Origin of the sequence: Kitasatospora sp. NPDC091207 (assembly GCF_044768625.1) — a bacterium.
GTDB lineage: Bacteria > Actinomycetota > Actinomycetes > Streptomycetales > Streptomycetaceae > Kitasatospora.
In genome coordinates this window covers 371,584-392,235 of sequence record NZ_JBIVVS010000002.1, presented here as the reverse complement: position 1 = coordinate 392,235, position 20,652 = coordinate 371,584, and the positions used below count along the sequence as shown (strand labels likewise).

The 20,652-nt window shown below is 72.4% G+C and carries 17 protein-coding genes; 15 read left to right on the top strand and 2 right to left on the bottom strand.

What is annotated here, in order from left to right:
* Window positions 1-13 precede the first annotated feature (13 nt).
* From ftsW to ACIQTO_RS06385, 9 genes are all read left to right on the top strand, one after another.
* Window positions 14-1,321 (top strand): putative lipid II flippase FtsW, encoded by a 1,308-nt coding sequence (gene ftsW, locus ACIQTO_RS06425; RefSeq protein WP_402384259.1) that lies wholly within the window; start codon window positions 14-16, stop codon window positions 1,319-1,321.
* Between the two features lie 6 nt (window positions 1,322-1,327).
* A complete protein-coding gene (gene murG, locus ACIQTO_RS06420; protein WP_402383645.1) occupies window positions 1,328-2,434 on the top strand; it encodes an undecaprenyldiphospho-muramoylpentapeptide beta-N-acetylglucosaminyltransferase in 1,107 nt (368 codons plus the stop codon).
* Between the two features lie 85 nt (window positions 2,435-2,519).
* Window positions 2,520-3,263, top strand: a complete 744-nt coding sequence (locus ACIQTO_RS06415) for a cell division protein FtsQ/DivIB (RefSeq protein WP_402383643.1) — start codon at window positions 2,520-2,522, stop codon at window positions 3,261-3,263.
* A 363-nt stretch (window positions 3,264-3,626) separates the two neighbouring features.
* The gene (gene ftsZ, locus ACIQTO_RS06410) at window positions 3,627-4,832 is read left to right on the top strand and encodes a cell division protein FtsZ (protein ID WP_402383640.1); all 1,206 of its coding nucleotides are present in this window, start codon (window positions 3,627-3,629) and stop codon (window positions 4,830-4,832) included.
* A gap of 3 nt (window positions 4,833-4,835) precedes the next feature.
* A complete protein-coding gene (gene pgeF / locus ACIQTO_RS06405; protein ID WP_402383637.1) occupies window positions 4,836-5,570 on the top strand; it encodes a peptidoglycan editing factor PgeF in 735 nt (244 codons plus the stop codon).
* Window positions 5,567-6,355, top strand: coding sequence for a YggS family pyridoxal phosphate-dependent enzyme (locus tag ACIQTO_RS06400; protein ID WP_402383635.1), 789 nt, complete (start codon window positions 5,567-5,569; stop codon window positions 6,353-6,355). Before pgeF ends, ACIQTO_RS06400 begins: the two co-directional genes overlap by 4 nt.
* 301 nt (window positions 6,356-6,656) lie before the next feature.
* Window positions 6,657-7,256, top strand: a complete 600-nt coding sequence (locus tag ACIQTO_RS06395; protein WP_329487250.1) for a cell division protein SepF — start codon at window positions 6,657-6,659, stop codon at window positions 7,254-7,256.
* Between the two features lie 93 nt (window positions 7,257-7,349).
* A complete protein-coding gene (locus tag ACIQTO_RS06390) occupies window positions 7,350-7,631 on the top strand; it encodes a YggT family protein (RefSeq protein WP_238740330.1) in 282 nt (93 codons plus the stop codon).
* Window positions 7,632-7,690: 59 nt separating this feature from the next.
* Window positions 7,691-9,028, top strand: coding sequence for a DivIVA domain-containing protein (locus ACIQTO_RS06385; protein ID WP_402383630.1), 1,338 nt, complete (start codon window positions 7,691-7,693; stop codon window positions 9,026-9,028).
* A gap of 198 nt (window positions 9,029-9,226) precedes the next feature.
* Here the strand turns inward: ACIQTO_RS06385 and ileS are convergent, their stop codons facing one another.
* Window positions 9,227-12,355 (bottom strand): isoleucine--tRNA ligase, encoded by a 3,129-nt coding sequence (gene ileS / locus ACIQTO_RS06380; protein ID WP_402383627.1) that lies wholly within the window; start codon window positions 12,353-12,355, stop codon window positions 9,227-9,229.
* Window positions 12,356-12,963: 608 nt separating this feature from the next.
* On the opposite strand from ileS, the gene ACIQTO_RS06375 reads away from it, so the two are divergent.
* The 4 genes from ACIQTO_RS06375 (at window position 12,964) to ACIQTO_RS06360 (ending at window position 15,759) form a co-directional block, all read left to right on the top strand.
* Entirely contained in the window at window positions 12,964-13,470 is a 507-nt protein-coding gene (locus ACIQTO_RS06375; RefSeq protein WP_402383624.1) for a TraR/DksA family transcriptional regulator, read from the top strand.
* A gap of 209 nt (window positions 13,471-13,679) precedes the next feature.
* The gene (lspA, locus tag ACIQTO_RS06370; protein ID WP_402383621.1) at window positions 13,680-14,291 is read left to right on the top strand and encodes a signal peptidase II; all 612 of its coding nucleotides are present in this window, start codon (window positions 13,680-13,682) and stop codon (window positions 14,289-14,291) included.
* 33 nt (window positions 14,292-14,324) lie between these two features.
* The gene (locus ACIQTO_RS06365; protein ID WP_402383618.1) at window positions 14,325-15,263 is read left to right on the top strand and encodes an RluA family pseudouridine synthase; all 939 of its coding nucleotides are present in this window, start codon (window positions 14,325-14,327) and stop codon (window positions 15,261-15,263) included.
* A 1-nt stretch (window position 15,264) separates the two neighbouring features.
* Window positions 15,265-15,759: a GNAT family N-acetyltransferase gene (locus ACIQTO_RS06360; RefSeq protein WP_402383615.1), complete on the top strand. Its 495-nt coding sequence runs from the start codon at window positions 15,265-15,267 to the stop codon at window positions 15,757-15,759.
* On the opposite strand, the gene ACIQTO_RS06355 is transcribed toward ACIQTO_RS06360, so the two are convergent.
* Window positions 15,756-16,784, bottom strand: a complete 1,029-nt coding sequence (locus tag ACIQTO_RS06355; protein ID WP_402383612.1) for a mechanosensitive ion channel family protein — start codon at window positions 16,782-16,784, stop codon at window positions 15,756-15,758. The two genes, ACIQTO_RS06360 and ACIQTO_RS06355, sit on opposite strands and share 4 nt — an antisense overlap.
* A 139-nt stretch (window positions 16,785-16,923) precedes the next feature.
* On the opposite strand from ACIQTO_RS06355, the gene ACIQTO_RS06350 reads away from it, so the two are divergent.
* Together ACIQTO_RS06350 and ACIQTO_RS06345 are read left to right on the top strand one after the other, a co-directional pair.
* Window positions 16,924-19,782 carry an alpha/beta fold hydrolase gene (locus ACIQTO_RS06350; protein ID WP_402383610.1) on the top strand — a complete coding sequence of 953 codons (2,859 nt, stop codon included), beginning with the start codon at window positions 16,924-16,926 and terminating at the stop codon, window positions 19,780-19,782.
* The gene (locus ACIQTO_RS06345) at window positions 19,779-20,636 is read left to right on the top strand and encodes an ABC transporter permease (protein ID WP_402383608.1); all 858 of its coding nucleotides are present in this window, start codon (window positions 19,779-19,781) and stop codon (window positions 20,634-20,636) included. Before ACIQTO_RS06350 ends, ACIQTO_RS06345 begins: the two co-directional genes overlap by 4 nt.
* The last annotated feature ends 16 nt before the right edge of the window (window positions 20,637-20,652 follow it).

Here is a 20,652-nt window from a genome sequence, read left to right as displayed (position 1 = left end):
CGATCCGTGGCGGGTGATCTCGGCCACCACGACCGCCTACAAGTCGGCCGGTCCGGTGGCCCGTCTGCAGGCCTTCAGGGCCCGTCTGCGGTACGCCCTGGACCGACCGCTGACGCCCTATCTGCTGATCATCGGCGCGACGCTGCTGCTGGTGGTGCTCGGCCTGATGATGGTCTTCTCGGCCTCGCAGATCCTGGCGCTGGGCCAGCACCGCTCGACCCAGTTCTACTTCTTCAAGCAGCTGGTCGCGGTGCTGCTCGGCTTCTCGCTGCTGGTCGGGTTCGCCCTGGTCCCGGTCGCGGTGCTGCGGGTGATCGTCTACCCCGTGATGTTCGGCGTGATCGGCGCGCTCGCGCTGGTCGCGATCCCCGGCGTCGGGGTGGAGGTCAACGGCAACCGGAACTGGCTGGACCTGGGGTTCTTCCAGTTCCAGCCGTCCGAGTTCGCCAAGCTCGCCCTGGTGCTCTGGGGGGCCGACCTGCTGGCCCGCAAGCAGCGGAACGGCACCCTCGACCAGTGGAAGCACCTGCTGGTCCCGTTGGTGCCCGGCGCCTTGCTGCTGCTCGCGCTGATCATGCTCGGCGGCGACATGGGCACCTCGATGATCCTGGTGGCCATGCTCTTCGGCCTGCTCTGGATGGTCGGCGCCCCGATGCGGCTGTTCGTCGCCACCCTCGGCGTCGCCGTCGTGGTCTGCACCGCCCTGGTGGTCACCGTCCCGCACCGGGCCGAACGGCTCTCCTGCATCGGCGTGACCAAACTCGATCCGGCCGGCGCCTGCTTCCAGGCCCTGCACGGTGTGTACTCGTTCGGGCTCGGCGGCCTGTTCGGTTCCGGCCTCGGCGCCGGCGTCGAGAAATGGGGCCAGCTGCCGGAGGCGCACACCGACTTCATCTTCGCCACGACGGGCGAGGAACTGGGCCTGGTGGGGACGCTGTCGGTGATCGGTCTCTTCGCGGCACTAGGCTACGCGGGTATCCGTGTGGCCATCGGTACGAAGGACCCCTTCGTCAGGTACGCCGCGGGAGCCGCCACCACCTGGATCATGGCGCAGGCCGTGATCAACCTGGGGTCGGCGCTGGGACTGCTGCCCATCGCGGGCGTCCCGCTCCCGCTGTTCTCCTACGGCGGTTCCGCCATGCTGTCGGCCATGTCCGCGATCGGTGTACTGCTGTGCCTCGCACGCAGCACCTCGGGCGCGAAGGCGGCCCTGGCCGCCCGGAGCAAGAACTCCCGGGTCAGGAGACGACTGGCCCGGGTGCTGCCACGACGACGAACCACAGCGCGCCCGGCCCCGGTGCCGGCACGCAGGGAGCGGTGAATTTCGGTGCATGTCGTACTCGCCGGCGGGGGGACCGCCGGTCACATCGAGCCGGCCCTCGCCCTCGCGGACGCCCTCCGCAGGCACGACCCGTCCATCGGGATCACCGCCCTGGGCACCGAGCGCGGCCTGGAGACCCGGCTGGTACCCGAGCGCGGGTACCAACTGGAGCTGATCCCGGCCGTTCCGCTGCCCCGCAAGCCCACCCCCGAGCTGATCACCGTCCCGGGCCGGCTGCGCGGGACCGTCCGGGCCGCCCAGGAGATCATCGAGCGGGTCAACGCGGACGCCGTGGTCGGCTTCGGCGGCTACGTGGCCATGCCGGCCTACCTGGCCGCCAAGCGGGCCGGGGTGCCGATCGTGGTCCACGAGGCCAACGCCCGGCCCGGCCTGGCCAACAAGATCGGCGCCCGGTACAGCGACTTCGTCGCGGTCTCCACGCCGGACAGCAAGCTGCGCGACTCCCGGTACATCGGCATCCCGCTGCGCCGGACCATCGCCACCCTGGACCGCAACGCGGCCCGCCCCGAGGCCCGGCACTACTTCGGCCTCGACCAGCGGCTGCCCACCCTGCTGGTCTCCGGCGGTTCGCAGGGCGCGCGCCGGCTCAACGAGACCGTCACCGCCATCGCGCCCCGGCTGCAGCAGTACGGCGTGCAGATCCTGCACGCCGTAGGCCCGAAGAACGAGCTGCCGCAGGTGGACGACATCCCCGGGATGCCGCCCTACCGCGCGGTGCCGTACGTGGACCGGATGGACCTCGCCTACGCCGCGGCCGACCTGATGCTCTGCCGGGCCGGTGCCATGACGGTGGCCGAGCTGGCGGCGGTCGGCCTGCCGGCCGCCTTCGTCCCGCTGCCGATCGGCAACGGCGAGCAGCGGCTGAACGCCCAGCCGATGGTCAAGGCCGGCGGCGGCCTGCTGGTCGACGACGCGGAACTGACCCCGGAGTGGGTGCTGCAGAACGTGCTGCCGGTGCTCACCGACCCGCAGCGGCTCTGGGACATGAGCCGGGCCGCCTCCGAGTTCGGCCGCCGGGACGCCGACGAGTTGCTGGTCGGCATGGTGTACGAGGCGATCGAGGCCGCCAGGGGTGGCCGCCGTCGTGGCTGACGGCCGTCGCGCCGTTCCACCGCCGGCCGGCGGTCCGGGAGCACCTCCCGGCCGCCGGTCCGGCGGTGGGTACCCGCAGGAGGAGGTGGAGTTCGGGGACGAGGAGCACTCGCCCCGGCTCCGGCTCTCCCGGCGGGGCGTGGCGGTGCTGGCCGCGCTCGGAGCCGCGGTGTTCGGCGTGCTGGCCTGGTTGGTCTTCCTCTCCTCGGTGCTGGACGTGCGCAGCGTCGCGGTGCAGGGGGTGCAGGACGACAAGCTGACGGTCGACCAGGTCCGTGCGGCGATCGGCACGGTCGGCGCCGGCCCGCTGGCCCGGGTGGACCTCGACGACGCCACCCGGCGGGTGGAGGCGATCCCGCGGGTGGCCCGGGCCGAGGTCTGGCGGGGCTGGCCGCACACCCTGCGGGTGAAGATCACCCAGCGCACAGCGGTCGCCGCCGTCAAGGGCGAGGACGGCCGATTCACCCAGATGGACGCGAGTGGCGTGAGCTTCGCCACCGAGGACGCCGCACCGGCGGGAGTGCCGGTGGTCGAACTGCGGCTCAGTCAGCAGGCGAACGACGTGGCTTCCGTGATCACCCGTCCGCAGTTGGTGCAGGGGGCGGTGGCGGTGGCCGCCGGCCTGCCGGCCGAGGTCCGGCAGCGGGCCGGGGCGGTGCTGGTGCACTCCTACGACGACATCCAGCTGCAGCTCAGCGGGGGTGCCACGGTGCGCTGGGGGAGTCCGGAGCAGATCGATCGAAAAGCGCGGGTGCTGGTGGCACTGATGAGTCAGAAGGGTACGAACTTCGACGTCAGTGCGCCGGAGGCGCCGGCGGTGTCGGGATGATCCGGTAGGTTCTCTCTCTGGGGGAGGGGTTGACGCCTTTCGGTGACGGCCCGACCCTTGGTGGTCACCCCGGTTTCATAAGCCGGTTGATGATCACATAGGCTCAAAAGAAAAAGGGAAGCTCGGCGTGTTCGTTGAAACACGTGCCCGGGGCCACCTAGTGTCCTGTGTCACCAGACTGTGTTTCCTGGTGATGTGACGGAGGCACAGGACTAACCCTAAAGGTCAAGTTTAGGGTTGGGGTCGGCGGTCGGCATTTCGGACATTCAGTCAGAAACCAGGCTCCCTACCCATCGACATCCGTCGGTTCGGCACCCCACCGGGGCCGGCCGACCCGGAAATTCGAGGCGAGAGGCCTTCGACGTGGCAGCACCGCAGAACTACCTCGCAGTCATCAAGGTCGTCGGTATCGGCGGCGGTGGTGTCAACGCCATCAACCGGATGATCGAGGTCGGTCTCAAGGGCGTCGAGTTCATCGCGATCAACACCGATGCGCAGGCCCTCCTGATGAGCGACGCCGACGTCAAGCTCGATGTGGGCCGTGAACTCACCCGGGGCCTCGGCGCCGGCGCCAACCCCGAGGTCGGCCGCAAGGCCGCCGAGGACCACCGCGAGGAGATCGAGGAGGTCCTCAAGGGGGCCGACATGGTCTTCGTGACCGCGGGTGAGGGTGGTGGAACCGGCACGGGCGGCGCGCCGGTCGTCGCCAACATCGCCCGCTCGCTCGGCGCACTGACCATCGGCGTGGTCACCCGCCCCTTCACCTTCGAGGGCCGCCGTCGCGCCAACCAGGCCGAGGACGGCATCGCCGGCCTGCGCGAAGAGGTCGACACCCTCATCGTGATCCCCAACGACCGGCTGCTGTCCATCTCGGACCGCCAGGTCAGCGTGCTGGACGCGTTCCGCTCCGCCGACCAGGTGCTGCTCTCGGGCGTCCAGGGCATCACCGACCTGATCACCACTCCCGGTCTGATCAACCTGGACTTCGCCGACGTCAAGTCCGTCATGTCGGAGGCCGGTTCGGCGCTCATGGGCATCGGTTCGGCCCGGGGCGAGGACCGCGCCAAGGCGGCCGCCGTGATGGCGATCTCCTCGCCGCTGCTGGAGGCCTCGATCGACGGCGCCCGCGGCGTGCTGCTCTCCATCTCCGGTGGCTCCGACCTCGGCCTGTTCGAGATCAACGAGTCCGCCCAGCTGGTCAGCGAGGCGGCGCACCCCGAGGCCAACATCATCTTCGGCGCGGTCATCGACGACGCGCTCGGCGACGAGGTGCGGGTCACCGTGATCGCGGCCGGCTTCGACGGCGGCCAGCCCCCGGCGATCGTCCGCGACCCGGTGGTCAAGGCCACGCCGCCGCCCGCGGCCGCCCCCGAGCGTCCGGTCGGCCGGCCCTCGTACGGGAGCATCGGCTCGGTCACGGCCCGGTCGGAGGGCGAGTCCCCGGCGCGTTCGGCGGAGAGCCCGGCGACCGCGACCGCCGCTCCGGTGCCGCCGCAGGTGCAGCCGGTCCGCCAGCCGTACGTGGAGAGCCCCGCCGAGGAGCTCGACGTGCCGGACTTCCTGAAGTAAGCAGTGGTCGATCACGCAGTACGCAACGGTGCTCACTTCGCCTTCACCGACCGGTGGGGCGGGGTGAGCACTTCGCCGTACGGGGAGCTGAACCTCGGCGGCGCGGTGGGGGACGACCCGGCCGCCGTCCGGCGCAACCGGGCGATCGCGGCCGGTGCGCTGGGCCTCGACCCGGCGGACGTGGTCTGGATGAACCAGGTCCACGGCGCGGACGTGGCGGTGGTGACGCGGCGCCAGCCCGAGGGGGAGGCGCCGACCGTCGACGCGGTGGTCACCGACCGGCCGCTGGCGCTGGCGGTGCTGACCGCGGACTGCACGCCGGTGCTGCTGGCCGATCCGGTGGCGGGTGTGGTGGGCGCGGCCCACGCGGGCCGGCCCGGCCTCGCGGCCGGGGTGGTGCCGGCGGTGGTCCGGGCGATGGTGGAGCTGGGGGCCGAGCCGGGGCGGATCACCGCCGCGACCGGGCCCGCGGTCTGCGGCCGCTGTTACGAGGTGCCGGCCCGGATGCGTGCCGAGGTGGCCGAGCTGGTGCCGGCCGCGCACGCCGAGACCTCCTGGGGCACCCCGGCCCTGGACGTCGCGGAGGGAGTGGCGGCCCAGCTGGCCGCTGCGGGGGTCACCGAGTTGGTGCGATCATCGGTCTGCACCCTCGAATCCGCCGATCACTACTCCTATCGCCGCGAGCAGCGCACAGGCCGGCTCGCGAGCTACGTCTGGTTGGGCTCTGATCACTCATGACGAACGACATCTACGGACCGTTCCCGGGCGGTGCGGAATTCCTGGCCGCCCTGACGGAGGGCCAGCGGGCCCGCTACGAGGAACTCGGGATCAACCTCGACGTCGTCGAGCGCCGGATCGCCGACGCCTGCGCGGCCGCGGGGCGGGCACGTGACGAGGTGAGGCTGGTGGTCGTCACCAAGACCTACCCGGCACTGGACAGCGCACTGCTGGCGGCCCTGGGCGTCACCGATGTCGCGGAGAACCGCGACCAGGACGCGGCGCCCAAGGCGGAGCAGTGCAGAAACCTTCCGCTGGACTGGCACTTCGTCGGCCAGCTGCAGACCAACAAGGTCCGCTCGGTGGTCCGGTACGCGAACCACGTGCACTCGGTGGACCGGCCGCGGCTGGTGGAGTCGCTCTCCGCGGCGGTGCTCAAGGCCGAGCGGCCCGAGCTCGGCTGCCTGGTGCAGGTCGCGCTGGAGAAGGAGGATGGCGAGGGCGAGGGCCGCGCCGGGGTCGCCCCGGCGGAGGTCGGGGCACTGGCCGACGCGATCGCCGACGCGCCCGGGCTGCGACTGGACGGTGTGATGACCGTCGCTCCGCTGTCCGGGCCGCTGGCCGGGGACCCGGCCCGGGCCTTCGCGCGGCTGGCGGAAATCGCAACCGCCGTACGGACGGCCCATCCTGCTGCCACCATGGTTTCCGCGGGAATGAGCGGTGACCTCGAGCAGGCCGTTGCCGCCGGGGCGACACATGTGCGCGTCGGAACGGCGGTACTCGGAGTGCGGTCACCCCTCAGGTAACGTCACCGGGTAGTAGATCAGACTGCAGGACAAAATAGGACAGAAACTAGCAGCTTTCCAGAGCGCTAGCGAACCGTGGATCGCAGCTCCGCGGCACCCACCCACGAGTTCTGACCGGCCGTCGGCCTGACGGCTCGTCGTGGGCGGACCGCGGAATCCGCAGGCGGGGCCCCCGGGTCCGGTCGTCGGTACGGAGTCGGTCCACCACGGAGCGAGCAGGGCGAGCGGCCATCGAGAGGCGCGCGTTCGCGAAGCGACCACCGAGCGCAGCGAGGTGGGCATGAGCGGAGGAGACAGGAGCATGGCCGGCGCAATGCGCAAGATGGCGGTCTACCTCGGCCTCGTGGAGGACGAGACGTACGACGGCCAGGGTTACGACCCCGACGACGACTACGACGCGGACCCCGAGCCGATCCGAACGGGGCGGACGGAGGACATCCCCCGGCCCGCCGCGGCACCCGCCCCGGTCTCCTCGATCACGCCGCAGCCGGTGCCGGCCGCGGTCCCGATCCGGCAGGAGACCCCGAGGATGGCCCCAGTGTCGTCCATCACACCCGAACGCCGCCACAACCTGGAGAAGAGCGCCCCGGTGATCATGCCCAAGGTAGTGAACGAACGAGAGCCCTACCGCATCACCACGTTGCACCCCCGGACCTACAACGAGGCCCGTACGATCGGGGAACAGTTCCGTGGCGGCACCCCGGTGATCATGAATTTGACCGAGATGGACGACACCGATGCCAAGCGGCTCGTAGACTTCGCCGCTGGACTCGTCTTCGGTCTGCACGGCAGTATCGAGCGCGTGACACAGAAGGTGTTCCTGCTGTCGCCTGCTAACGTCGATGTCACGGCGGAGGACAAGGCTCGGATCGCCGAGGGTGGGTTCTTCAACCAGAGCTGACCCGGCCACGACTTTACGTGTGGATCTGATCGACAGTGAGTTAGTGACAGGCGGCACGGCCGAAGGGCCGAGAACCGGGGAGAGGGAAGCGCGATGGGGATCGTGTGGGCGGTGCTCTATTACGCGCTGACCGTCTTCCTGGTGTTTCTGCTTGCGCGGCTGGTGATGGACTGGGTCTTCCAGTTCGCACGTTCGTGGCGGCCCGGCAAGGCCATGGTCCTGGTCCTGGAGGCCACGTACACTGTCACGGATCCGCCGCTCAAGCTTCTTCGGCGGTTCATTCCGCCGTTGCGTCTCGGGGGCGTGGCGCTCGACCTGTCCTTCTTCGTACTGATGATCATTGTGTATGTCCTGATCTCGCTTGTGCGGCCCTAGTCGTAGGTGAGCGATGCGACAGGATGCCGGTGTGCCGACGATCACGTTGAGGTGAAGAGATGCCATTGACCCCCGAGGACGTTCGGAACAAGCAGTTCACGACCGTCCGCCTGCGCGAAGGCTATGACGAGGACGAGGTCGATGCCTTCCTCGACGAGGTCGAGGCGGAGCTGACCCGACTTCTCCGCGAGAACGAGGACCTGCGTGCCAAGCTGGCCGCCGCGACCCGTGCCGCCGCGCAGAACCAGGCCAACATGCGCAAGGAGCCGCCGCAGGACTCGCGTCCCGGCGCCCCGGTGCCGGCCGCCATATCCGGCCCGCCGGTCCCCGGGCAGCAGCAGGGCCCCGGTCCGCAGCAGATGGGCGGCCCCGGTGGTCCGCAGCAGATGGGCGGCCAGCAGCAGCAGCAGATGGGCAATCAGCCCCTCGGCCTGCCGTCCGGCGCCCCGCAGCTCCCCGCCGGCCAGGGCGGCCCGATGGGCGGCCCGCAGCAGCAGATGAACCAGACCATGGGCGGCCAGCAGCAGCTGGTGCAGCCGATGGGCGGTCAGATGCTCCAGCCCATGGGCGGTCCCGGTGGCCCGCAGCAGATGGGCAACCCGATGGGCCAGGGCATGGGCCAGCAGCAGATGCAGCAGATGGGCGGCCCGATGGGCCAGCAGCAGCAGATGGGCGGCCCGCTCGGCGCTCCGATGCAGCAGCAGCAGCCGCAGCAGGGCCCCGGTGGCGACAGCGCGGCCCGCGTGCTGGCGCTCGCCCAGCAGACCGCCGACCAGGCGATCTCGGAGGCCCGTTCCGAGGCCAACAAGATCGTCGGCGAGGCGCGCAGCCGGGCCGAGGGCCTGGAGCGGGACGCCCGTGCCAAGGCCGACGCCCTGGAGCGGGACGCGCAGGAGAAGCACCGCGTCGCGATGGGCTCGCTGGAGTCCGCGCGCGCCACGCTGGAGCGCAAGGTCGAGGACCTGCGGGCGTTCGAGCGTGAGTACCGCACGCGTCTGAAGTCCTACCTGGAGACCCAGCTGCGCCAGCTGGAGTCGCAGGCGGACGACTCGCTCGCCCCGCCGCGCATCCCGGCCACCGCCTCGCTGCCGCCGGCCGCGTCGTCGATGGCTCCGGCCGGTGCGTCCGCGATGAGCGGGGGCGCTCCGAGCTTCGGGGGCAACCAGCCGTCCTTCGGCGGGAACCAGCCCTCGTTCGGCGGCCAGAGCTCCTTCGGCGGCAACAACGGTGCGCCGAGCTTCGGCGGGCAGTCCGGCGGCAACTCCGGTGCCCAGCAGATGCAGCCGGCCGGGATGACGCAGCCGATGGCGGCCGTCCGTCCGCAGCCGCCGCAGCCGATGCAGCAGGCGCCGGCGCCGATGCGCGGGTTCCTGATCGACGAGGACGGCGACAACTGAGGTTGTAGCCAGGCATTTCGAGGGCGCCCCTGCCGTGACTTCCGGGTCATGACGGGGGCGCCCTCGTGCGTGCCCGGAGCGGGACCGGACGGGAGCCGCGGAGGCGGCTCCGGACAACGGCGAAGCCGCCGCCACCCGGGTGGGGTGGCGGCGGCTTCGGGGTGTCGCGGTCGGGCCGACGGATCAGGCCCGACGGGATCAGGCCTTGCGGAGCTGGAAGGCGAGGCCGAGGCCCTCGTCCGAGAAGGTCTCGGACTCCCAGTCGGCGGCGCCGGCCGCGAAGTCGGTGGCCAGCACCTCCTCGGCGACCAGCGGGCCGTGCTCGGCGATCGCCTCGGCGGTCTCCTCGTTGGCCGCCCGCCAGCGGAGCACGATCCGGTCGGAGACCTCCAGGCCGGAGTTCTTCCGGGCCTCCTGGATCTGGCGGATCGCGTCGCGGGCGGTGCCGAGCCGCTTGAGCTCCGGGCTGATCGCCAGGTCGAGCGCCACGGTGGCGCCGGACTCGTTGGCGACCGCCCAGCCCTCGCGCGGGGTCTCGGTGATGATCACCTCGTCGGGGCCCAGCTCGATCCGCTCGCCGTTCAGCTCCACACCGGTGCTGCCGGTCGCCCGGAGCTCGGTGGCGAGCTGCGCGGCGTCGGCGGCGGCGACCGCCTTGGCCACGTCCTGGACGCCCTTGCCGAACCGCTTGCCCAGCGCGCGGAAGTTGGCCTTGGCGGTGGTGTCGACCAGCGAGCCGCCGACCTCCGCCAGCGACTCCAGGGTGGAGACGTTGAGCTCCTCGGCGATCTGCGCGCGCAGATCGGCCGGCAGCTCCTCCCAGCCCTGGGCGGCGATCAGCGCGCGGGAGAGCGGCTGACGGGTCTTCACGCCGGACTCGGCGCGGGTGGCCCGGCCCAGCTCGACCAGCCGGCGCACCAGCGTCATGTGGCGCGAGAGGTCGGCGTCGATCAGCGCCTCGTCCGCCTCCGGCCAGGTGGCCAGGTGGATCGAGGCCGGGGCGTCCGGGACGACCGGGACGACGAGGTCCTGCCAGACCCGCTCGGCGATGAAGGGGGTGAGCGGGGCCATCAGCCGGGTGACCGTCTCCAGCGCCTCGTGCAGGGTGGCGAGCGCGGCGGCGTCGCCCTGCCAGAAGCGGCGGCGGCCGCGGCGCACGTACCAGTTGGAGAGGTCGTCGACGAAGCCGGAGAGCAGCTTGCCGGCGCGCTGGGTGTCATAGGCCTCGAAGGCCGCGTCCACCTCGCGGACCAGGGTGTTCAGCTCGGAGAGCACCCAGCGGTCCAGCTGCGGGCGCAGCGCCGGGGCCGGGTCGCCCGCGGACGGCGCCCAGCCGGCGGTGCGGGCGTACAGGGCCTGGAAGGCGACGGTGTTCCAGTAGGTGAGGAGGGTCTTGCGGACCACCTCCTGGATGGTGCCGTGGCCGACCCGGCGGGCCGACCAGGGCGAACCGCCGGCCGCCATGAACCAGCGCACCGCGTCCGCGCCGTGCTGGTCCATCAGCGGGATCGGGTCCAGGGTGTTGCCCAGGTGCTTGGACATCTTGCGGCCGTCCTCGGCCAGGATGTGGCCCAGGCAGACGACGTTCTCGTAGCTGCTCTTGTCGAACACCAGGGTGCCGACGGCCATCAGCGTGTAGAACCAGCCGCGGGTCTGGTCGATCGCCTCGGAGATGAACTGCGCCGGGTAGCGCTTCTCGAACAGCTCCTTGTTCTGGTGCGGGTAGCCGTACTGCGCGAAGGGCATCGAGCCGGAGTCGTACCAGGCGTCGATCACCTCGGGCACCCGGGTGGCGGTGCCGGAGCACTCGCGGCAGGCGAAGGTGACGTCGTCGATGTACGGGCGGTGCGGGTCGAGGCCGCTCTGGTCGGTGCCGGTGAGCTCGGAGAGCTCGGCCAGCGAGCCGACGCAGGTGAGGTGGCCCTCCTCGCAGCGCCAGATCGGCAGCGGCGTGCCCCAGTAGCGGTTGCGGCTGAGCGCCCAGTCGATGTTGTTGTTCAGCCAGTCGCCGAAGCGGCCGTGCTTGACCGTCTCCGGGTACCAGTTGGTGGCCTCGTTCTCACGGATCATCGCGTCCTTGACGGCGGTGGTCCGGATGTACCAGGACGGCTGCGCGTAGTAGAGCAGCGCGGTGTGGCAGCGCCAGCAGTGCGGGTAGCTGTGCTCGTACGGCAGGTGGCGGAAGAGCAGGCCGCGCTCCTTGAGGTCCGCGACCAGGGCCTCGTCGGCCTTCTTGAAGAACTGGCCGCCGACCAGCGGGACCTCGGGGGCGAAGGTGCCGTCGGCCAGCACCGGGTTGACCACGGGCAGGCCGTAGCGGCGGCAGGTCGCGAGGTCCTCCGCGCCGAAGGCGGGGGACTGGTGGACGATGCCGGTGCCGTCCTCGGTGGTGACGTAGTCGGCGTTGAGGACGTAGTGCGCGTCCTCGATCTCGACCAGGTCGAAGGGGCGGCGGTACGCCCAGCGCTCCATCTCGGCGCCGGTGAAGGACTCGCCGGTGGCCTCCCAGCCCTCGCCGAGCGCCTTGGCCAGCAGCGGCTCCGCGACGACCAGCCGCTCGGTGCCGTCGGTGGCCACCACGTAGGTGACCTCGGGGTGGACGGCGGCGGCGGTGTTGGAGACCAGGGTCCACGGGGTGGTCGTCCAGACCAGCAGCGCGGCCCCGCCGGCCAGCGGGCCCGAGGTGAGCGGGAAGCGGACGAAGACCGAGGGGTCGACGACGGTCTCGTAGCCCTGGGCCAGCTCGTGGTCGGACAGTCCGGTGCCGCAGCGCGGGCACCAGGGGGCGACCCGGTGGTCCTGGACCAGCAGGCCCTTGTCGAAGATCTGCTTGAGCGACCACCAGACCGACTGGACGTAGGACGGGTCCATCGTCCGATAGGCGTCGTCGAGGTCGACCCAGTAGCCCATCCGGCTGGTCAGCTCGGTGAAGGCGTCGGTGTGGCGGGTCACCGACTCGCGGCACTTGGCGTTGAACTCGGCGATGCCGTACGCCTCGATGTCCTGCTTGCCGGAGAAGCCCAGCTCCTTCTCGACGGCGAGCTCGACCGGGAGGCCGTGGCAGTCCCAGCCGGCCTTGCGGGCGACGTGGTAGCCCTTCATGGTGCGGTACCGGGGGAAAACGTCCTTGAAGACGCGGGCCTCGATGTGGTGGGCGCCGGGCATGCCGTTGGCGGTCGGCGGGCCCTCGTAGAAGACCCACTCGGGGCGGCCCTCGGACTGCTCCAGGCTGCGCTGGAAGATCTTGCTGTCCTGCCAGAAGGACAGGATCTGGTGTTCGAGGGCAGGCAGGTCGACCTGCGCGGGGACGGCGTTGTAGGTGGTCATCGCGGGTGTCAAACCTCCGACGGATATGGGCTGGATCCGACGGAGGGACGAGGCGGCCTGCCGCCCCGCGGTACCACCCTCCTTGGCCGCGGTGCTGCTGCGACCCTCTTGTTTGGGCTTGCTGCCGGGTCTACCGGGCTGCCGGGCGGTGCCCAGCTGCCGTTCTTCCGGCGGCTCCGGGGTGATCTTCCCGCCGTGCACACCCCCGGGCTCGCACCGTCCCCGGGTCGCTGGTGGCTGCGTACGTCGGTACTCGTCCCATCTGCGCCTTGCGGGCCCAGTCTATCGGCAGTCGCAAGTCGGTTTCGCCGCCGCCGCGACGGCGCGCGGAGGCGGTTAGGCGGGGGTGTTCTGGGCACAACTCTGGTCAGCGCGCGGGGCGGGGCGGCTGTGACGGCTGCCTGGGTGGGATCATTGTGAGGCGTCGGTATGTCAGGTTGTGACCGGTTTTGATGGGGATTATCGTTCCGGCACTGGAGGCCGCCGGGAACCGGCGGCTCGATTCGTTCGTAGATGGGGTCGAAGCCATGGCTGATGAGGCAACCGGCGCGGGTACCGTCACCAAGCGGGCTCGCAAGGCTGTGGCAGGCGAACCAGGGGAGGGGACCGTGACCACTACCGCACGGCACAAGACCAGCAACGATTCCGCGCTCGTGGCCCCCGGCCGCACCCGCGTCCAGGCCGCGGTCGCGGCCCGCGGTGGCGCCGAGTCGGTGGACCCGGCCGAGCTGCCCGTCCGTCCGGGCGAGGACGCGTGGACCTCGGAGGAGGTGCACGAGCTGCACGCCGAGCTGATCACCGAGCTGGACCGGCTGCGGAACGAGATCGGGGCCGCCGAGGCCGCGATCACCGGGCTGATGCGTGACTCCAACGACGGCGCCGGCGACGACCAGGTGGACGCCGGGACGAAGAACATCTCCCGGGAGAGCGAGCTGGCGCTGGCCAACAACGCCCGGGACAGCCTCGCCCAGGTCGAGCGGGCGCTCGGCCGGCTGGAGGGCGTCGGCTTCGGGACCTGTGAGTCCTGCGGTCAGGCCATCGGCAAGGCCCGGATGCAGGCCTTCCCCCGGGCGACGCTCTGCGTCCAGTGCAAGGCCAAGCAGGAACGCCGCTGACCGGGGCGACGCGGGGGGTCGGGCTTGCCGTACGCTCGACCCCGTAACGTCGCCTGACTCGTCGAGGCCGGCGACCACCGGCCCACTCTCCCCCGACCTTCGGCCCCGGGGGACCCTCATCGGCAGCGGAGCGGATCATCAGTACGCAAGGTTCCCCCCAGACGCGGGACGAGTCCGTCCCGACCCCCGCCGAAGCCCTGGAGGAGGCCGTGGCCGAGCCCGGTGAGGTGACCGCTCCGGTGGAGCGGGAGGCGCCCAAGGGGCGCCGGCGGATCGGTGTCCTGCTGGGCGTCGCGCTGGTCGCCTTCCTGATCGACCTGGGGACCAAGCTGCTGGTGGTCGCCCGGCTGGAGAACCACGCGGCGATCAAGGTGATCGGCGACGTGGTGACCTTCCAGGTGATCCGCAACTCCGGTGCCGCCTTCGGCATGGGGCAGGCGCTGACCATCGTCTTCACCGTGATCGCGGCCTCGGTGATCGTGGTCATCTGGCGGATCGCCCGCCGGCTGTACAGCCTCCCGTGGGCGATCGCGCTCGGGCTGCTGCTCGGCGGGGCGCTGGGCAACCTGACCGACCGGCTGTTCCGCTCGCCGAGCGCGTTCCGCGGCCACGTCGTGGACTTCATCTCCGTCCAGCACTTCGCGGTCTTCAACCTCGCCGACTCGGCGATCGTCTGCGGCGGCATCCTGGTGGTGCTGCTCTCCTTCCGCGGCAGCAACCCGGACGGCACCGTCCACCAGCCGGCCGACAAGGGCGCGAGCGGCAAGGGCGAGGCCGGTGCGGGTGACGCGGACCGGGACCGGCCGGGTCCGACCGCGTAAGGGGCGGCTCCGGCGTCCGGCATACTCGTACGGGTGAGTACCGCAGCGCAGATCCGCAGCCTCCCCGTACCCGACGGCCTTGAGGGCGAGCGTCTCGACGCCGCCCTCGCCCGGATGTTCGGCTTCTCCCGGACGAAGGCCGCCGAGTTGGCCGCCGACGGCAAGGTGACGCTCGACGGCGCCCTGGCCGGAAAGTCGGACCGGGTCACCGCCGGCTCCTGGCTGGAGGTCGAGATCCCGGCCCCCGCCGCTCCCGTGCGGATCGTCGCCGAGCACGTCGAGGGCATGCGCATCGTCCACGACGACGAGGACATCGTGCTCGTCGACAAGCCGGTCGGCGTCGCCGCCCACCCCAGCCCCGGCTGGACCGGTCCGACCGTGATCGGCGGCCTGGCCGCCGCCGGCTACCGGATCTCCACCTCGGGCGCCGCCGAGCGCCAGGGCGTCGTGCACCGGCTCGACGTGGGCACCTCCGGGCTGATGGTGGTCGCCAAGTCCGAGCGCGCCTACACCGACCTCAAGCGGCAGTTCCACGACCGGGTGACCGAGAAGAAGTACCACACCCTGGTCCAGGGCCACCCGGACCCGATGAGCGGCACCGTGGACGCGCCGATCGGGCGCCACCCCAGCTCCGACTGGAAGTGGGCGGTCACCCGCGAGGGCAAGCCGTCCGTCACCCACTACGACCTGATCGAGGCCTACCGGGCCGCCTCGCTGCTGGACATCAAGCTGGAGACCGGCCGGACCCACCAGATCCGGGTCCACATGTCGGCGCTGCGCCACCCCTGCGTCGGTGACCTCACCTACGGCGCCGACCCGACGCTGGCCAAGCGGCTCGGGCTGACCCGGCAGTGGCTGCACGCGGTCTCGCTCGGCTTCGAGCACCCGGCCGACGGCGAGTGGGTGCAGTTCTCCAGCGAGTACCCGGAGGACCTGCGCAAGGCCCTGGACGTCATCGCGTCGGAGAGCTGAGATGAGCGCGTTCGCGGCGCGGATCCGGGTGGCCGAGGGCGAGGACGACCTGGCGCTGGTGCGGGGTGTCCGGCACGCGGTGTTCATCGCCGAGCAGGGCGTACCGGAGGAGCTGGAGTACGACGACCTCGACGCGACCTCCGAGCACCTGCTGGCGGTCGGCCCGGCGGGCGAGCCGCTCGGTACGGCCCGGCTGATCCACGGCCCGCAGGCGCTCGCCCTCACCGGCGGGACGGCGGGCCGGGTGCTGCTCGGCCGGCTCGCGGTGGTGAAGGCGGCGCGCGGCACCGGGCTGGGCGCCGAGTTGGTCCGCGCGGTGGAGGCGGCCGGCCGCGGGCGGGGCGCCCGTGAGGTCGAGCTGCACGCGCAGGTGCAGGCGCTGGGCTTCTACGAGCGGCTCGGCTACACGGCCGAGGGGCCGGTCTACGACGACGCCGGGATCCCGCACCGGACCATGACCCGGGTCCTCCAGGACGTGTCCCGGGCCGGGGCCTAGGCCCGTCCCGGGTGCTCCTCCGTGCGCAGGCGGGGGAGCGCGCCCGGGTGCTCGTCGCGCAGGTAGGCGACCAGCTGCTCGCGGATGTCGAAGCGCAGCAGGGCGGCGTCGTCGGGGGTGCGGGCGGTCATGGTGGCACGGACCACCAGGGTGCTCGGGGTGGTGTCGGTGGCGTGCAGCGCCCATTCGGTGCCGTCCCAGCGCGGGTTGCGCTCCAGCCGCTCGTACAGGGCGGCGCGCAGCCGGTCCACCGGGGTGGTGTGGTCGACGTGCAGGACGACCACCGCGAGCAGGCCGGGGTCGCGCCGGGTCCAGTTCTCGAAGGGCTTGTTGACGAAGTACGAGACCGGGACGACCAGGCGGCGGTAGTCCCAGAGCCGGATCACCAGGTAGGAGAGGGTGATCTCCTCGACGGTGCCCTGCTGGCCGTCGACCACCACGGTGTCGCCGATCCGGACGGTGTCGCCGAAGGCGATCTGCAGGCCCGCGAAGAAGTTGCTCAGGGTGCCCTGGAGCGCGATGCCGGCCACGATGCCGACGATGCCGGCGGAGGCGAGCAGACCGGCCCCGATGGTGCGCATCGCGGAGAAGGTCAGCAGCATCATGGCGACGGTGACCACGACGATCACGGCGTCGGCCACCCGGCGGAGCATGCTGATCTGGGTCTGCACCCGTTGCAACCGGGCGGGGTCGTCGGCGACCGTCTCGTACCGGCCGAGCACCGCCTCCAGGACGGCCGCCACCACCCGGACGGCGAGCCAGCCGACGGAGCCGAGCAGGAACAGCAGGACCAGGTGGTGCAGGTTGTCGTCGTGCTGGTGGAAGATCCGCTCCAGCGGTGCGGCGGCGAGCAGCAGGGCCGACACGACCACGAGCTGCAGGGGGACGCGGCAGCGGCGCAGCAGCGGCCAGACCGCGGCGTCCGGGTGGCTCGCGGCGACGCGCTGGAGCACCTGGTCGACGATCCAGCCGATCACCAGGGTGGCGGCGATGGCGGCGAGCAGGGCGATCAGCGGCCGGAGCACGGGCACCTCGTCGTGGGGTGGTGAGGCGGGATGTGCGTACGATACCCGGGCGTAGTCGGGTGAATCGGGCGATTCGGTCCGGCTCGGCCCGGGTGACCTTATCGGACGCCTACCGGCGCGGCGGATACGATCACCGACCATGAAGCTCGGTGGGGCGTGGCGCCGGTGGCGCGGCCGCGAGGCGGCGGCCGGACGCAGGGTGCTGGCCGGCGTGGTGGCCCTGGTGGCGGTGGTCGGGGCCGGTACGGCGGTGGCCGTGACGGCGGGCGGGGACGCGACGGTCCGGCAGGAGGATCGTTTCCTCAGCATGCCGGAGACCCCCGGCGGTACCGGCCGGGTCCAGCTGGACACCTCGTTCTTCACCAGCGGGACCGGTCCGCGCCCGGCGGTCCTGCTCGCCCACGGCTTCGGCGGCTCCAAGGAGGGCGAGCGCGAGCGGGCCCAGCAGCTCGCCCGGCAGGGCTACGCGGTGCTGACCTGGTCGGCCCGCGGCTTCGGCCACTCCGGCGGCCGGATCGGCCTCAACGCGCCGGACCGCGAGGTCGAGGACGTCCGGCACCTGGTCGACTGGCTGGCCCAGCGGCCCGAGGTGCGGCTGGACGGGCCGGGCGACCCGCGGGTCGGCATCACCGGCGCCTCCTACGGCGGGGCGGTCGCGCTGCTCGGCTCCGCGTACGACAGCCGGATCGACGCCGTGGCCAGCCAGATCACCTGGTGGAACCTGGCCGACGCGCTGTTCCCCCAGGGCGTGCGGGGCTCCGGCGCGGTGGACGGCGTGTTCAAGAAGCTCTGGGCCGGCATCTTCTTCACCACCGGGTCGGCGGGGGACCTCGGCCCCTCGGGCGAGGCGCCGCGCGGCGGTACCGGGCCGGGGCAGGCTCCGGGCGGGTCGGCGGACGCGGCGGTCGGCTGCGGCCGCTTCCTGGACGAGCTCTGCCGGATGTACGACCGGGTCGCGACCGCCGGTCACGCCGACCCGGAGGCCGTGGCGCTGCTGGAGCGCTCCAGTCCGTCCTCGGTGGCGGGGCGGCTCAAGGCGCCGACCCTGGTCGTCCAGGGCCAGCAGGACTCGCTGTTCCCGCTCGACCAGGGCGACGCGATCGCCCGGGCGGTCGCGGCCAACGGCGCGCCGGTCGCGGTGGACTGGTTCGCGGGCGGCCACGACGGCGGCACCGACACCAGCGCCCGGGTGGACGACCGGGTCGGGGCCTGGTTCGACCGGTTCCTGAAGGCGCCCGGCACCGGGGCCCCGAGCGGTGCGGACCCGGCCGGCGCGGGCGGTGGCACCGGCCCGGCGTTCCGGGTCACCCGCACCGGCGGGGTGGACTCCACCGGGTTCCAGGCCGTGCTGCGCGGCGCCTCCGTCGACGCCTACCCGGGCCTGGCGGGCACCGGCGCGCGGCAGCTGGAGCTGACCGGCGGCGCGGCCGGCGCCGAGCAGACCTTCGCCAACCCGCCGGGCGGCGCCCCGCCCAACATCTCCGCGCTGCCCGGCATCGGCGCGCTCAGCCAGGCGGCCGCGCTCGGGGCCGGGCTCTCGCTCGACTTCCCCGGCCAGTACGCCGGCTTCGACTCGGCCCCGCTGGACGGCGAACTGCACCTCACCGGGCAGCCGACGGTCCCGGTGACGGTCCGGGCCGACCGGCCGGACGCGGTGCTCTTCGCCAAGCTGTACGACGTCGCGCCGGACGGCAAGCAGAGCCTGCCGCAGCAACTGTCCGCCCCGCTCCGGGTCACCGGCGCGGACGCCCCCGACGGGAGGACCGTCACGGTGGCGCTGCCCGCGGTGGACCACACCTTCGCCGCCGGGCACCGGCTGCGGCTGGTGCTCGCCGCCACCGACCTGGCGTACGCCTCGCCGGCCGAACCGGCCGTCTACCGGGCGGCCCTGGCCGGCCCGCTCACCGTGCCGACCGTCGAGGAGCTGGTCACCGAGGCCGCGCCGCTGCCCGCCCGGACCTGGGTGCTGCCGCTGGTCGCCGTCGCGGTGGCGGCCGCGCTGCTGCTGGTGCCGCGGCTGCGCCGCCGCGGCCGGGCCGGCCGCGGGCCGGTCTACGACCCGGCGCTGGCCGGGGTGCCGCTGCAGATCACCGGGCTCGGCAAGCGCTACAAGGGCGCCACCGACCGGTACGCCGTCCGGGACGTGGGCTTCCGGGTGGAACAGGGCCAGGTGCTCGGACTGCTCGGTCCCAACGGCGCGGGCAAGACCACCACCCTGCGGATGCTGATGGGCCTGATCCGGCCCGACGCCGGTGAGATCAGGATCTTCGGCCACCTGGTGCGCCCCGGCGCCCCGGTGCTCTCGCGGGTCGGCGCCTTCGTCGAGGGCGCCGGGTTCCTGCCGCACCTCAGCGGCCGGGCCAACCTGCGGCTGTACTGGCAGGCCACCGGCCGCCCGGAGGCGGACGCGCACCTGGCGGAGGCGCTCGCCATCGCCGGACTCGGCGAGGCACTGGACCGCGCGGTGCGCACCTACTCGCAGGGCATGCGGCAGCGCCTGGCCATCGCCCAGGCCATGCTCGGACTGCCGGACCTGCTGATCCTGGACGAGCCGACCAACGGGCTCGACCCGCCGCAGATCCGCGAGATGCGCGAGGTGATGGTGCGCTACGCCGCCGCCGGGCGGACCGTCATCGTCTCCAGCCACCTGCTGGCGGAGGTCGAGCAGAGCTGTACCGACCTGGTGGTGATGGACCGCGGCCGGCTGGTCTCCGCCGGCGCCGTCGCCGAGATCGTCGGCGCGGGCGAGCAGTTGCTGATCGGCACGCCCGCCTCGTTCGGGCCGGACGAGCTGGCGGCGGCCGCCGACAAGACGGCCGCGCTGGCCGGGGTCGGCTCGGCGGAGGCGGTCGAGGGCGGGCTGCTGGTGCGGCTGGACGGCATGACGGCCAGTCGGCTGCTGGCCGAACTGGTGCGCCTGGGGGTGCCGGTGGAGCGGGCCGGGCCGCACCGCCGGCTGGAGGACGCGTTCCTGTCGCTGATCGGAGGTACGGCGTGAGCGCCGTTGTGTCACCGGACCACGCGCCCGGCTACCGGGCCGGGCGGACGCTGCCGCTACGGGTCGAGGCCATGCGCCAGCTGCGGCGCCGGCGGACCCTGGTGATCGGCGGGGTGCTGGCCGCGATGCCGTTCGTCATCCTGGCGGCGTTCCAGATCGGCGGCACGCCGGGCCGGGCCGACCGGACCAGCTTCATCGAGCTGGCCACCGCCTCCGGCCCGAACTTCGCGACCACCCTGCTCTTCATGGGCACCGGCTTCCTGCTGGTGATCCCGGTCGCGCTGTTCTGCGGGGACACCGTGGCCTCGGAGGCCAGTTGGTCCTCGCTGCGCTACCTGCTGGCCGCGCCGGTGCCCCGGGCCCGGCTGCTGGCCCGCAAGTTCGCGGTGGGGCTGGCCTTCTCGGCGGCCGCCGTGGTGCTGCTGCCGGCGATCGGGCTGCTCGTCGGCACCGCCGCGTACGGCTGGGGGGACCTCGAACTGCCGGCCGGGGCGAGCCTGTCGGCGGGGGAGGCGCTGCCGCGGCTGGCGATCGCGGTCGCGTTCGTGTTCCTGAGCGAGGTCGTGATCGCGGCGCTGGCGTTCTGGCTCTCCACCGCCACCGACGCGCCGCTGGGCGCGGTCGGCGGGGCGGTGTTCGCCTCGATCGTCACCGGGGTGCTGGACGCCGTCACCGCCCTCGGTGACCTGCGCGAATGGCTGCCCGCGCACTGGCAGTACGCCTGGGCGGACGCCCTGCAGCCGCAGTTGGAGTGGGGCGGCATGGTGCAGGGCGTCTCGCTGTCGCTGTCCTACGCGGTGGTGCTGCTGGCGCTGGCCTTCCGCGGGTTCGCCCGCAAGGACGTGGTGTCCTGAGGGGTGCGCCGGGAGC

What these genes read in the sequence shown, in the direction of transcription:
- ACIQTO_RS06350 (WP_402383610.1), top strand. Translation starts at nt 16,924, where the DNA reads ATGAAGCTCGGTGGGGCGTGGCGCCGGTGGCGCGGCCGCGAGGCGGCG.
- ileS (WP_402383627.1), bottom strand. Translation starts at nt 12,355, where the DNA reads ATGACCACCTACAACGCCGTCCCCGCGCAGGTCGACCTGCCTGCCCTC.
- ACIQTO_RS06390 (WP_238740330.1), top strand. Translation starts at nt 7,350, where the DNA reads ATGGGGATCGTGTGGGCGGTGCTCTATTACGCGCTGACCGTCTTCCTG.
- ACIQTO_RS06360 (WP_402383615.1), top strand. Translation starts at nt 15,265, where the DNA reads ATGAGCGCGTTCGCGGCGCGGATCCGGGTGGCCGAGGGCGAGGACGAC.
- ACIQTO_RS06400 (WP_402383635.1), top strand. Translation starts at nt 5,567, where the DNA reads ATGACGAACGACATCTACGGACCGTTCCCGGGCGGTGCGGAATTCCTG.
- ACIQTO_RS06395 (WP_329487250.1), top strand. Translation starts at nt 6,657, where the DNA reads ATGGCCGGCGCAATGCGCAAGATGGCGGTCTACCTCGGCCTCGTGGAG.
- ACIQTO_RS06385 (WP_402383630.1), top strand. Translation starts at nt 7,691, where the DNA reads ATGCCATTGACCCCCGAGGACGTTCGGAACAAGCAGTTCACGACCGTC.